Below are 14,656 nucleotides of genomic sequence, written 5' to 3'. Positions count from 1 at the left end.
GAAGGTATCTATCATTTTAAGTGAACGAAGTCAGTGGAAATGATTTTAAGTAGCGAATGTCACAGAACGGAGGAGCATTGGATGCAGATTCAGAAGATTTTGAATAACAATGTAGTCATCACGACCGATCAAAAAAATAACGAGATCGTCGCGATGGGGCGTGGTCTAGCCTTTCAGAAAAAAATAGGGGATGAGATCACCGAGTCGGCGATCGACAAAACCTATCACCTTGCGAATAGTGATTTATTCAATAAGTTTCAGGAGTTACTAGTAGATGTTCCAATCACCTATGTAGAAATCGCCAATGACATCATTGATGAGGCGAAGGTCACATTGAAGAATCCGTTAAATGACTCGCTCTATATCTCCATCACGGATCATTTATATGCGGCAATCCAACGAGTCAAAGAAGGGGTTCGTGTTCGGAATTTATTATTGTGGGATGTCAAACGTTTATTTCCAGATGAGTTTTCCGTCGGTGTGAGTGCTGTGAAGAAGATCAAAGAGAAGTTCAACATTGATCTAGGAGAAGATGAGGCAGGAAACATTGCCTTGCATCTAGTAAATGCACAAACAGAAAGTGACAATGAAGACGCCTATATGATGGCGGAGTTGATGCAGGAGATTATACAAATAACCAGCTATTATTTTAAAGTTCAATTGGATGAAGAATCTGTCTACTTTTATCGTTTTACAACGCATTTACGTTTCTTTGCTTCTCGCATCATGAACAAGCGGCAGCTAACGGATGAAACAGACAACGAACTACTGTTGATCATTCAAAAGAAATATCAGAACGCGTATCAATGTGTAGAGAAAATCGCTGATTTTATTAGTAAAAAGTATGCTTATGAAATGTCAAATGATGAGAAATTGTATTTAACGATTCATATCGCTCGATTGGTTCAAAAGGTAAGTGAATAAATGTGGCGCCCAATGACTTCTCGTGTCATCCCGGGTTACCGAAGAGTGAAAGGGCATACATTTAAACGCTGTTAAAAAATGGATCAATGGATCAAAGAAATCAATGAATTTAGTGCAAACAAGGAGGAAAAATAGTGGGTAAATATCGGGAATTAGCAGAAAAAATTGTCGCAAATGTAGGCGGCAAAGAAAATATCAACAGCTTAACGCATTGTATCACACGTTTGCGTTTTAAATTAAAAGATGAAAGCAAAGCGAATGATGACGTGCTGAAAAACATGGATGGTGTCGTGACCATCATGCACAGTGCAGGACAATATCAAGTGGTTATCGGCAATCATGTCGGACAAGTTTATGAAGACGTGGTAGATATGACGGGGCTTGGCGGTGAAAGCAGCGCACCAGAAGAAGCTTCTGGGAATATTTTTAACCGATTAATCGATGTAATCAGTGGGATATTCCAACCTTTCCTAGGTGCTTTAAGTGCCGGTGGGATGATCAAGGGGTTAAACGCATTGCTTGTAGCAGCAGGTGTTTTAACAGCTGAGAGCGGGACCTATATTGTATTGAATGCCATTGGTGACGCTATCTTTATGTTCCTGCCGATTGCGGTAGCGGTAGCTGCGGCTAAGAAATTCGGTGTGAATCAGTATGTTGGGTTAGTCATCGGGGGAGCTCTATGTTATCCAGCTATCCAATTATCCACGCTGACTGCCGGCGGAGATGTCCAGCCGCTTTACACTTTATTCTCTGGCAGCATGTTCGAAAGCCCAGTATACATGACATTCATGGGCCTACCGTTCGTTGCCAATGATTATACGAGTAGTGTTATTCCTTCGATCTTAATTGTCTGGATGGCAAGTAAATTGCAACGTCCGTTACGTAAGATCATTCCAGAAGTTATTCAAAACTTTTTCGTGCCATTTTTCTTATTGCTAATCGCATTACCTATCGGTTTCCTAGTTATTGGTCCAGTTATTACCATCTTGACTAATATGTTAGCAACTGGTTTCGACGGATTGTTGAAATTCTCTCCTATCCTATTCGGTTTGATCGTAGGTTTCTTCTGGCAAGTATTAGTAATGTTCGGCCTGCATTGGAGTCTTATTCCAATCGCGATTCTGCAGCTGGGAACTATGGGCTACTCAACAGCTTTAACAGGGATGTTTGGTGCCAGCTTTGCTCAAACAGCAGCAGTAGCGGCAATGTATTTCCGTCTGAAGAATCCAAAAGAAAAAGCATTGGTTGTACCGGCAGTTATTTCTGGTATCTGTGGGGTAACAGAACCAGCAATCTATGGCTTGTCTCTTCCTAAGAAAAAACCGTTCATTTTCTCAATGGTTGGTGGTGCAATATCAGGGGCCTTCATGACAGCGATGGGTGTACGTTCATATGTAATGGGCGGTCTAGGTGTCTTCGGTATTCCAAGTTATATCAATCAACAAACAGGAGATTCATCAGGAGCGATCTATTCAGTTATTGCGATCGTGATTGCTTCAGTTATCGGATTTGCACTAACATTCTTCTTCTGGAAAGATGAAGAAGCAGTAGAAGTTGAAGAAGGACAAAAAGCGATGGAAGTTCGCAAAGAAATCGTCACTGCTCCAGTAACTGGCACAATGATGCCATTGTCAACAGCGAAAGATCAAGCCTTTGCACAAGGTGTTCTAGGAAAAGGGGTTGTGATCCATCCGACAGTCGGAGAAGTAGTTGCACCGTTTGATGGCACAGTCATGACGATGTTCCCAACAAAACACGCGATCGGCTTAGTTTCAGATAATGGGTTAGAGCTATTGATCCATATTGGTTTAGACACAGTACAATTAGATGGTAAATACTTCGAATCCCATGTGGAGCAAGGCGCAAAAGTCAAACGCGGCGACAAACTTGTGACTTTTGATATTCAAGCAATCGAAGCAGCAGGTTATAGTGTAGAAACCCCAGTGATCATCACGAATTCAGCAGATTATCTAGACATCATTGAATCCGACAAACAAGAAAATGTGTGTAATGATGATGAACTACTGACTGTTTTAGTTTAGTTTCTTAAAAGGAAAAAAGAAGTTCGGAGCAATTGCTCCGAACTTTAATTTGGTCGAAAAGACTCAGTAAACTGAATTAAGGATTCTGGTGATTCGGCCATGATAGCAGAACTGGTTTTTCGTTTATCGACTAGCTCACTGACCTCGATCAAGTGATTCAGATTCTTTTGGTAATCCTCTGCAAAAATGCAGCTGTAAAGAACGTCCAAAAGATAGCAGATCGAAGAATTGATCGTGAAGTTGCCGATCTTGGAATACAATCGCTCGCGGGTAGTCATACGTAAAACGGCCTGACTAAAGGAAGCCAAGGTATTTTCACCGATGCTTGTTAGAGCGATAATTGGAATATTTTGTTTTTGCAGGATTTTTGCAATCTGCATAATAAAACCATTTTCACCGGTATAAGAAATCAAAATGGCACATGTATCTTCTTGACTATTGAAGGCTTCGTAGGCATCTTCCCCCATGGTTTGACTCATAACGACATTCTTTTGAATACGGCGCATTTTTAAGGCAAAATCTTGAGAAATCAATAAATTCGCGTTACTACCAAAGATTTTTATTTGCTTTGCATTTAATAGAAGCTGCTTCGCCTTTTGCAGTTCGTCGTGATTCAACAGACTCAAGGTATCATCGATCGTCGTTCGTTCTAATGAAGCAATCTTGTTAGCGATCGTCATCAAGCCGTCATTTGTTTGAAAAGGGAAGTTGGCATCCACATCTTCAAAATAGGTTTGCAGATATGTTTGTTCAGCTAAAAATTCTTCCCGCAGCTCTAACCAGCCTTTATAGCCAAGCTTTTTAGCGACACGGATCAAAGTGGACGGATGCACATAATTTGCTTCTGCGATTTCTTTGATCGTCAACGGTTCAATGGCCGTTCCTTTGGCTAAAATGTATTCTACCAAGGCGCTTTCTGCGTTGGAAAAATCTGTTTGCTTCATTTTTTCTGACAATAGCATAGCGATTCCTCCTTTGATTTACATCCATTATAAATTATTTGTAAACATGAATGTACTCGAATGAGGAAAAAAGGAAAATAATTCCACCGATATTTACAAAATAAACCGTTTTCAACTGCTTATTTGTGAATTGGAATGGAATTACTTGTAAATGCATTGAATTAAAATTTTACGTAACAGATAATAAGGTTGTAAATAAAACAGAAGGAGTCGATTGAATGTCAGCAGGAGTAAAAATCGCCACAATTGGTGGAGGAAGCAGCTATACACCGGAATTAATGGAAGGATTTATCAAACGCTATGATGAGTTACCAGTTCGCGAGATCTGGTTAGTCGATATTGAGGCAGGTCGTGAAAAGGTTGAGATCGTAGGCGCAATGGCTCAACGGATGTGGGATGCTTCGCCATATGATGTAAAAGTTCATATCACGTTAGATCGTGAAGAAGCTTTGAAGGACGCAGACTTTGTTACTACTCAGTTTCGTGTGGGTCTATTGGAAGCGCGGATCAAAGACGAGCGTATTCCAGCGTATTACGGCATGCTAGGACAAGAAACCAATGGTGCTGGTGGGATGTTCAAGGCGTTCCGAACAGTGCCAATCATTTTAGACATCGTAGAAGATATGAAACGTTTATGTCCAGATGCATGGCTGATCAACTTTGCTAATCCAAGCGGGATGGTGACGGAAGCAGTCGTTCGTTATGGTAAATGGGACAAAGTGATCGGCTTATGTAATGTACCTGTCATGGCACAAATGATCGAACCAGAGATGTTAGGCAAACAACCAGATGAATTGATCTATAAATTCGCAGGCTTGAACCATTTCCACTGGCATAAAGTCACAGACAATCATGGCAAAGATGTCACTATGGAAATCATTAAGAAAATGTACGAAGGCGACGAAACAGGGATGCCGAAAAATATCCATGACATTCCATTCCCAAGAGAAATTTTGGAACAAATGCAAATGATCCCTTGCGGCTACCATCATTATTACTACCAAGAAGAAGAAACACTTGCACATGCCTTAGAAGAGTACAAAACGATCGGCACACGTGCGCAGCAAGTAAAACAAACAGAAACAGAATTGTTTGAATTATACAAAGATCCAAACTTGGATTACAAACCAGAACAATTAGGCCAACGTGGCGGCGCTTATTATTCTGATGCGGCTTGTGAATCAATCGCTTCTATTTATGCGAACAAGAATACGCAATTAGTTGTTTCTACTAAAAATGATGGTGCTGTACCAGATCTTCCAGCCGATTGTGTGGTTGAAGTTTCTGCTTATATCGGCGGACAAGGGGCTCGTAATGTCGCATTTGGCGAATTGCCAACAGCAGAACGTGGCTGGCTGCAAGTCATGAAAGCAATGGAATTATTGACCATCGAAGCAGCGGTAACGGGTGATTACAATACAGCGTTGCAAGCATTTACCATCAACCCAATGGTTCGCTCTGGGAAAACAGCGCAACGAATCATGGATGAATTATTTATTGCTCACAAAGATCACTTGCCAAACTTCAAGGAAACCATCGAACGTCTAGAAAAAGAAGGCATCGAAGTCCAAGATGAAGTGGCACGTGAATTAGATTTGGAAAAAGTATAGAACAAAGAAAGCAGGGAAATTATGGGATTTAGAAAAGACTTCTTATGGGGCGGCGCAACTGCTGCTAATCAATGTGAAGGCGGATATAACGAAGGCGGACGCGGCCTGGCAAATGTAGATTTAGCGCCAGTTGGCGAAGATCGCTTTGCGGTGATCGCAGGGAAAAAGAAAATGTTCGATTTTGATGATGAACATTTTTATCCAGCAAAAGAAGCCATCGACATGTACCATCATTGGAAAGAAGATATCGCGCTATTTGCAGAAATGGGCTTTAAAACCTATCGTCTATCCTTAGCATGGAGCCGGATCTTCCCTAAAGGTGACGAAAAAGAACCAAACGAAGAAGGCTTGAAATTCTACGAAGACATATTCAAAGAATGTAAAAAATTCGGGATCGAACCTTTAGTAACGATTACCCACTTTGACTGCCCGATGCACTTGGTTGAAAAATATGGCGCATGGCGCAGCCGTGAATTAGTCGGCTTCTACGAGAACTTATGTACCGTCATCTTCAACCGTTACAAAGGTTTAGTAAAATATTGGTTGACCTTCAACGAAATCAATATGATCTTGCACGCACCATTCATGGGCGCCGGTCTTTACTTTGAAAAAGGCGAAAACGAAGAACAAGTCAAATATCAAGCGGCACATCATGAATTGGTCGCATCTGCTATCGCCACCAAGATCGCACATGAAGTCGACCCAGAAAACCAAGTCGGCTGTATGCTAGCGGCAGGCTCTTATTATCCATACACACCAAAACCAGATGATGTCTGGGCAGGCCGTCAAGAAGAACGCCAAAACTATTTCTTCATCGATGTACAATCTCGTGGCGAATATCCAGCCTATGCCTTGAAGGAAATGGCACGTAAAGGGATTGATGTGAAAATGGAAGAAGGCGACGCAGAGCTGTTGAAGACTCATACCGTGGACTTCATCTCCTTCTCTTATTACTCTTCTCGTGTAGCGACGACAGATCCAGAATTATTGGAGCAAACGGCTGGAAATATCTTTGCTTCTGTGAAGAACCCGTATTTGGAATCCAGCGAATGGGGCTGGCAAATTGACCCATTAGGATTGCGTATTACAATGAATGATCTCTATGATCGCTACCAAAAACCATTGTTCATCGTTGAGAACGGACTAGGCGCGGTAGATACACCAGATGAAAACGGCTATGTAGAAGATGATTACCGCATCGACTACCTTGCGCAGCATATCCAAGCCATGAGAGACGCAGTGGATGAAGACGGCGTGGATCTATTAGGCTACACGACTTGGGGCTGTATCGATCTAGTATCTGCCGGAACAGGTGAAATGAAGAAACGTTACGGTTTCATTTATGTAGACCGTGACAATGAAGGCAATGGGACCTTGAAGCGCAGCAAGAAGAAATCATTTGATTGGTACAAAAAAGTTATCGAAACAAATGGTGAAGATTTAAGCAACGAATAAAAAATTATCGAAGTCTGCATTCGTGCAGGCTTCTTTTTTTTGCTGAAATTAGCTATAGAAATCTGAGCTGAAAAAAACAACAATAATTATCTTAGAATTGCAGAATGAAATGAAACAGCAATTATTTTCTATTTGGTAATTATTTTGTATTTATTGAAAGATTAATAGCTAAATAAGCGGATTTGAATAGAATAACTATATAAAAAATCGAATGGTTTATTCAAAATTTTGAAAATGAATACCAAAAATTTTAAAACTGTTTAAATGAAATGAACTCAATAACACTTTGAATGAAAGAAAACAAGAGGAAATCGCCGTTTTTTCGATTTTCGATAACTATAATAATTAAATGATTACAAAAAAATGAGTAATTATTTTCTGGTAGTATGTAAGTGCAAGAATAAGAGAGTATGGAGAATACTGTAAATTAATAATTGAAAATTAAGTGGAAAATCTCTAGATTGGCGAATACACATATTATTTTTGATAAAGAAAGTCTCATTGTAAATAGCAAAATTGGGTAGGAATCTTCTTATGTTTGAAGCGACTTTTAAAGGAGAAGGGTGATTCTTTAAAAAACAAACAATGATAATTCCATATTTTTGTTGTGATTGGTAGAGTACGAATGAAAAAAGGGGGATAAAAGAAATGAGGAAATCGAAATTTCTAGTATTGGTATTGCTGCTTTTTTCGATTGTCATAGAAATGGCGATGCCGCTTATTTCTGTTCAAGCGAAAACCAATGAAATAGAGCTTGTTGATGACGAATCTTTAAAGCTTTCATATACATACGAAGAGAAGAAAGAGACAACGAAGTGGCAATTAACGTTTGATCGTCAGAGTGAAAAGGGCTATCAACAACGCTTGAAATTCAAACTAACGGATGCTAAAGACAAGACGATCGATTATTCAACAGTGGATATGGATCATCTAATCGAAGAAGACGGCTGGCTGAAGGAAAAAAATTTTTCCGAGAGCATAAATGATCAGCTGTCTTGGGAATTATCTTCGTCAGTCAAAAAGCTGAATGTATACGTTCAGCTAGATCAGGAAAAGACGGCGACCGAGGATGGGAAAAAAGCCAGCAGCCTGCAGGAAAACATTTTGAAACGGGAAGAACCGTTCGTGCTGGAAACAAAAAGCACGACAGAAAGCCAAACCAAAACAACACAGTCGTCTGAAAAAACAGCGACCCAAGCAACCAAAACCACCTCAGAAGCTTTTATCGGTCCTCAAAAAGAAGGGGTAAACGCAGCACAAAGAGCAGCCACTGCGACGAACGGAATTTCTAGAATGTATGCCAATCACTATGATGCAAAAACGCCTACGTACTTAGATAATGGGGGCACTCATCCTGAAAATTCCTGGCAACCGACTGGTCAAACCAATGTTATTAACCATCAAGGTGGGCAGGAAGGACAAAACGGTTGGGATAATAATGCTGGCTGGGATGTCACTCAGGATAATCATACAAACTCCTATATTCATTATGGACAAGATTTAAATAATAGTAACGTCGCCTTGAGAAAACTGGCTCAGCAAACCGATAAGGAAGATGAGTTCAAGGTCAAACTGAATGTTCGAGGGAATACGACTTATAAACCAGGAGTGGATATTGTCTTTTTATTGGATAACTCTGGGTCAATGACGGATGGTCTTCCTGGGAAGCCAAATGGACGAAAAACCGATGCAATAGCAGCTATGACAAAAATTGTTGATGAATTGAAAAAGGTTTATGTACCTTCAGCGGAGAACATTCGAATCGGTGCTCATATCTTTTCGGACTATCAATATAGTGCTTGGGGCAACAAACCTGGTCAACAAAGAACATTCCCATTAACGAGTAATACAGCCGCTTGGAGTAACATGGTGACTGTATATTCAGGTGCAACTGCAACAGGAGCGACATTTACACAACGTGGACTAAAAGAAGCACAAGATATTTTTGATGATGCCGGAGACACAACTGGTCGTCAACAATTGCTATTTGTTTTAACTGATGGAGCACCAAACTATAGCTGGGATACTGATGATACTGGAACCCCCAATTTGGACATGTTCGTTGACTTACTGCATTTTAAAAATTTTAAAACCGGAACGAAAGGAAGTTACAAAGTTGGTACACCTTTAGGAACTAGTGGTTATAAGACAACGATCATTCCGGCTTATAACGGAGTAATCAATAGTCATATCACCACCACAAACTCAACGGCGATGGATATCAAAAATGCGGGGATTGAAATTCATACGATTGCTGTAGAATTAACTCTCAACGTCAATGAGCCAGAAAGTAAACGGGCAGAGCAACTGCGCGGATTATACAAAATGTCGACTAAGAAAGCCAATGCGACAAACGGTCCATTGAATGACGTAGCGTCAGATTTTCACTTCTATAATGTAGAAAACGCGGATGATTTAGTCGACACCTTTAAAGCTTGGTATGACACGGTTATTCGAACGGTTGATAGAGGAATTATCTCCGATCCATTGGGAGATATGGTCGAGCTTGTTGGTGATCCGACATGGCGACAAGTGGACTCCACAGGGAAGGCTATCGAAGCCGATGCTGAGCCGCAAATCTCGGTCTCTTCGGATCGGCGGAAAATCGAAGTCAATAATATTAATCTGACGGCGAATCAGGAAATAGAGGTCGAGTATACGGTTCGCCTGAAGACGTCCGATCCTACGTTTGCTTCTAGTACTTGGTACCCAGCGAATAAGACAACGACCTTGAAGCCTACACCAGAACGGACGGGAGACAGATTGGATTTTGGCGTTCCTTCTGTCCGATTAAAAACAGCTGATTTCGTTATTCCAGTCAAAAAGATCTGGTCTGATAAGCATCAAAATCAGGAGAACTATTGGGGGTTGAGACCAAACAAAGTAACTGCTACGCTTCAACGATTGGACGGGGCGACTTGGCAAGATGTGGAATCAATAGACTTGAAGTCAACTAATAACTGGGAAGGAAATTTTTCAGCGGTAGAAGGCGGCGAAGATAAAACCTATCGCGTGGTTGAAGGATCGCGAACCGCAGGCTATAAAGCTCCTGTCGTGAATCAGCAGAACTTCACCTCTGAGAATATTGCCAGCGGAGGCATCACGATCACCAATGAGCTTTTGCGTGGGAACCATCAGTTCTGGAAGTTCATGGAGGATGGCACAACCAAGTTTACAAGTGATCTGCCAAAGTTCAAGATAACACGCCGCGATGGAAAAGTATTAGCAGAGAATCTAACGCCAGACGCCACAGGAAAAGTTGCGATCAATGATTTTCCGATCGGCACTTATACTGTGGAAGAAACCTATGTGCCGGAAGGCTTCCAAAAGATGGCTGACTTTGAGATAGTCGTTACGGAAAATAATCCACCCACGTCCCTTGTATTTAAAGTGAATGGTCGTACTGACGATTATCATGCGATCAATCGATTGAAAGACTTTTCGGTAAAAGTGGAAAAGATTGACCCTAATGGTAACGCGTTGACTGGAGCAGTGTTCAAATTAACAGGGCCAAATGGATATGAGGAAACAATCAGCACCGGATCGACCTTTACTTTTACTGGTTTACGTCCGGGTATCTATTCTCTGAAAGAAGTTGATAATCCAGAAGGGTATCAGCGAATTCAAGAACCTATTGCGTTTGTCATCAATCAGGATGGAAGCTTCGATGTGAGCAGTCATCCGAATGTTAGTGATTCAAGCGGTGGGACTGGCTCCAATAATACGATCACTCTGAAAGTAACGAACAAAAAGGTGAAGCCGGGTACCTTACCGAGAACCGGTAATTCTGGGATCAAGGGATTTTTCTTAATCGCTGGAATGCTGGCGGTCACAGGAGGCACAGTAGGTGGGTTCTGCTTTTATAAAGTGAGAAAAGAACTCGCAAGAACAAGAGAGAAAATGAATGAGGAATAAAGGAAACAATAATTAAGTCAAATGATTGAGAGAGACAGCAAGTCTGAAAGCGGAAACCCTGCTTTCAGGCTGTTTTTTTGTAAATACAAAGGATAGTGGCTAGTCAACCATTGAAGATGTATAGTAATAAACTCATTCTGTCAATTTATTATTTCAAAAATGAGTAATAAATAAATTGAAAATATTTAAAAAAAAGGAATAAATAACGGTTTTAACAAGAGGATCTTTTTGTTTAAACTGCTTTTACAAATTTTAATAACGAAATATCTGGAATTTTTTTAAATAAAAGAGAAAAATAATTTCTGATATGATGTATTTATTAATAAAAGATGAAAAAACGGTGAGTAAAAGTTAGTGTAAAGACACACGAAACTAAAGCGCTATATATTTTTTCATCAGTAAAGGGTTAAAGGGGGAGATAAGATGAGGAAGGTAAATTTATTGCTGCTGCTAGTAGTAGTCTTGTCGCTTGTAGTGAAAGCAGCATTAGAAGTCATGCCTGTTTATGCTGAGGAACATGCGATTGAATTAATTGATAAGAAAAATTTAGACCTCCATTATATATATGAAGAGAAGGCAGAGGTGAATGCTTGGCAGCTCATTTTTAATCGCCAAAGTGAACGAGAAGAAGAACATCAGCTATTAAAGTTCAAAATCACTGATGAAAAGGACCATGTGATCGATTATCCAGAGTTTGAAAATATGGTCGAGAAAGATGGCTGGCTTGTTGAAAAGGATTTTTCTGTGAAGAGAGAAGATAAGCTATCTTTGCATTTATCGAAATCAATCAAGCGGCTAAATCTTTATGTACAGATGGATCAAAAAAGAAAAACATCAGATTCCAATGAAGTGAAGGAAGAAATTCAAGAGAATATTTTAGAGCGAAAAACACCTTATGTTCTAAATAGCAGTAAAAAAGAAACAACTTTCTCGACTACAGATGCTTCAGGAAAAGAGGAAGAGAAAGTAACTGTAAGTTCAGAGAAATTTATAGGCCCAAAAAAGGACATACAAAAAAATTCGTTGATCCAGACACAAGCAGCTAGAAATGTAAGCAGTCGAATGTACAGTCCTTTATATACGAATAAAGAAACAAAGTATAAAAACGATGCGGGAACTTATCCAGAATTTTCCTGGAAACCAACAGGTCAATCAAATGTGATCAACCATCAAGGAGGAAATTCAGGCCAAACTGGCTGGGATGGGGTGAACAGTTGGGATGTAGCGAATGACGACCATACACAGTCTTATATAAAATACGGAGATGATTCCTCCAATCCAAATATTCAATTACGAAAGTATGCGCAGCAAACCGATGAGCCAGATGAATTTAAGATAAAACTAAATGTCCGAGGGAATACGATCTACAAACCAGGGGTAGACATTGTTTTCTTATTAGATAATACAGGCTCGATGGCATCAAATAATAAGAAAACAAATAGCTTGAGTGCGTTAGAGAAAATTATTACAGAGTTGAAGAAAGAGGCTGATCCTACATCAAATGCGATTCGTGTTGGAGCGCATGTGTTTGCTAGTTATGATCCGGTAATTGAAGAACCACAATATGGCTGGAAAAGAGAAAATACACATTTCCAATTATCTAATGACCCAACAGATTGGGAGAAAATAAAGCCAGCTTATAAAAAAATTCTTGCTGAAGGCGGGACCTTTACACAACGTGGGCTACAAGAAGCAGCGGATATTATGAATGATCCATCAACAGATATAGGTGAGGAACGCTACAAATTATTATTTATGTTAACAGATGGTGCTCCAAACGCAAGCTGGGAACCATTGACAGCAGAATACAATAGTGCGATGTATTATGATCCAGTTTTGATTACCAGTTTTAACTCAGGGACATCTCCGAACTATTTACCAGGAAAAAGTTTAGGTGCAATTGGGATTAATACGAAGTTTGAAAGCAATCGCTATCTAACTGTTAACGGACAAATGATTCGAAGCCACTTAACGACAACCAACTCAACTGCCCAAATGTTAAAGGATCAAGGAATCGAAATGCACAGTATCGCTGTACAGATTACCTCACCGGGAAGTCCTGATCACTCGGCAGCAGAATTGCGAAAAGGATTGTATCGACTTTCTACCAAGAAGGCAACTGCTACAGGAGATGAGCCAGAAGATTATTTTTATTATCATGCGACAGATCCTACTGAGTTGACCGAACGGTTCAAGGATTGGTATCAAACAATCATTCGAACGGTGGATAAAGGGATCGTGACAGATCCATTAGGAGATATGGTCGAGCTAGTCACCGATAATGGAAAGGGACCGAAAGTAACGCAAGTAAGTAACGGTGCCCCTTTGATTGAGGATGGGGACAAACCCAATATCTCAATAGAAAATAGCAATCGTCAAATTAAAGTGGATAATATCAACTTAACACGTAATCAAGAGATTGAATTGGAATATACGGTTCGTCTAAAAGTCGACGATCCAACATTTGTATCTAATCAATGGTATCCAACCAATAACGAAACCATTTTGCGTCCAACACCAGAACGAACCAATGACCGGTTAGAATTTGGGCGGCCGTCTGTGAAATTTCAAAAAGCAGATTTTACCATTCCTGTAGAAAAAATATGGTCAGATACTCATAAAGGGAATGCGAACTATTGGAAACTGCGGTCTGATAAAGTTACCGTCACGCTACAAAAACAAAATGGATCGAATTGGCAGGATGTTGAATCCATCGATCTTGAGGCAGATAAGAATTGGAAGGGAAATTTTTCACCGGTTGAAGGTGGAGAAGCCAATACGTATCGAGTCATTGAACCAAACCGAACTGCTGGATATAAGCAGCCTTCCGTAAATCAAGCAAGTTTCACTTCTGAAACCATGATTTCAGGAGGAATAAAAATCACGAATGAACTTCTACGAGGGAATCATCAATTCTGGAAGTTCATGGAGGACGAATCGACGAAGTTTACGGATGATTTGCCGAAGTTTAGCGTGAAGCGAAGTGATGGAAAAATAGTAGTGGAGAATCTCTCACCAAACGGCGATGGAAAAGTTGCGCTGAACGATTTGCCGATTGGGGATTATATCGTTGAGGAAACATATGTACCAGTAGGCTTCCAGAAAATGGATGATTTACAGCTTGAGGTTCGCGAGAATAATCCGCCAACGTCACTGAACATCAAAGTAAATGGTCGTACAGATGATTATCACGCAATCAATCAACTGAAAGATTTTTCAGTAAAAGTAGAGAAAATTGATCCAATTGGGGACCCGCTTACTGGAGCGGTGTTCAAATTAACAGGGCCAAATGGGTATGAGGAAACAATCAGTACTGGATCAACCTTCAACTTTACTAGCTTACGCCCAGGAAGCTATACCCTAGAAGAAATTGATAATCCTGAAGGGTATCAACGAATTCAAGACCCTATTGTATTTGTCATCAATCAGGATGGTAGTTTTACCGTGAACAATCATCCTAACGTCAGTGATTCAAGCGGGGGTACTGAAGCTAGTAATACAATCAGTTTAAAAGTCACGAACCAAAAGGTAAAACCAGGTTCCTTGCCGAGAACGGGTAGCTCTGGGGTTAAGAGGTTCTTTATAGTCGCAGCGATGGTAACAATTACTGGTGTCACAGGAGGCAGTTTCTACTTTTATAGGATAAAAAAAGAGCTTGCGGAAACGAAAGAAAGAATGAACGGAAAATAGCGAGTATGAAGTAGCGACCGTATTTAAAATTGTCAACTTAGTCCATGAAGCAGCATGA

Annotated in this window: 7 protein-coding genes; 6 read left to right on the top strand and 1 reads right to left on the bottom strand. The window is 40.3% G+C overall.

What is annotated here, in order from left to right; all coding sequences use genetic code 11:
- The first annotated feature begins 81 nt into the window (after positions 1-81).
- Together licT and J9537_RS12485 are read left to right on the top strand one after the other, a co-directional pair.
- Positions 82-924, top strand: coding sequence for a BglG family transcription antiterminator LicT (licT, locus tag J9537_RS12490; RefSeq protein WP_028020487.1), 843 nt, complete (start codon positions 82-84; stop codon positions 922-924).
- Between the two features lie 134 nt (positions 925-1,058).
- Positions 1,059-2,966, top strand: coding sequence for a beta-glucoside-specific PTS transporter subunit IIABC (locus tag J9537_RS12485; protein ID WP_010745420.1), 1,908 nt, complete (start codon positions 1,059-1,061; stop codon positions 2,964-2,966).
- A 44-nt stretch (positions 2,967-3,010) separates the two neighbouring features.
- Here J9537_RS12485 and J9537_RS12480 read toward each other — a convergent pair whose 3' ends face one another.
- Positions 3,011-3,928, bottom strand: coding sequence for a MurR/RpiR family transcriptional regulator (locus tag J9537_RS12480; protein WP_010745421.1), 918 nt, complete (start codon positions 3,926-3,928; stop codon positions 3,011-3,013).
- A gap of 218 nt (positions 3,929-4,146) precedes the next feature.
- On the opposite strand from J9537_RS12480, the gene J9537_RS12475 reads away from it, so the two are divergent.
- From J9537_RS12475 to J9537_RS12460, 4 genes are all read left to right on the top strand, one after another.
- A complete protein-coding gene (locus J9537_RS12475) occupies positions 4,147-5,538 on the top strand; it encodes a 6-phospho-beta-glucosidase (protein ID WP_010745422.1) in 1,392 nt (463 codons plus the stop codon).
- Between the two features lie 21 nt (positions 5,539-5,559).
- Positions 5,560-6,993 carry a 6-phospho-beta-glucosidase gene (locus J9537_RS12470; protein WP_010745423.1) on the top strand — a complete coding sequence of 478 codons (1,434 nt, stop codon included), beginning with the start codon at positions 5,560-5,562 and terminating at the stop codon, positions 6,991-6,993.
- A 648-nt stretch (positions 6,994-7,641) separates the two neighbouring features.
- A complete protein-coding gene (locus tag J9537_RS12465; RefSeq protein ID WP_218256181.1) occupies positions 7,642-10,908 on the top strand; it encodes a vWA domain-containing protein in 3,267 nt (1,088 codons plus the stop codon).
- A 423-nt stretch (positions 10,909-11,331) separates the two neighbouring features.
- Entirely contained in the window at positions 11,332-14,598 is a 3,267-nt protein-coding gene (locus J9537_RS12460) for a vWA domain-containing protein (protein WP_010745425.1), read from the top strand.
- Positions 14,599-14,656 lie beyond the last annotated feature (58 nt).

The sequence above is a fragment of the Enterococcus raffinosus genome, from assembly GCF_019175485.1.
Taxonomy (GTDB): Bacteria; Bacillota; Bacilli; order Lactobacillales; family Enterococcaceae; genus Enterococcus_A; species Enterococcus_A raffinosus.
This window is presented reverse-complemented; position numbering and strand designations above follow the sequence as displayed.

Excerpts from the sequence above, each read along its gene's own strand:
- licT (WP_028020487.1), top strand. The coding sequence starts at position 82 with ATGCAGATTCAGAAGATTTTGAATAACAATGTAGTCATCACGACCGAT.
- J9537_RS12480 (WP_010745421.1), bottom strand. The coding sequence starts at position 3,928 with ATGCTATTGTCAGAAAAAATGAAGCAAACAGATTTTTCCAACGCAGAA.
- J9537_RS12475 (WP_010745422.1), top strand. The coding sequence starts at position 4,147 with ATGTCAGCAGGAGTAAAAATCGCCACAATTGGTGGAGGAAGCAGCTAT.
- J9537_RS12470 (WP_010745423.1), top strand. The coding sequence starts at position 5,560 with ATGGGATTTAGAAAAGACTTCTTATGGGGCGGCGCAACTGCTGCTAAT.
- J9537_RS12465 (WP_218256181.1), top strand. The coding sequence starts at position 7,642 with ATGAGGAAATCGAAATTTCTAGTATTGGTATTGCTGCTTTTTTCGATT.
- J9537_RS12460 (WP_010745425.1), top strand. The coding sequence starts at position 11,332 with ATGAGGAAGGTAAATTTATTGCTGCTGCTAGTAGTAGTCTTGTCGCTT.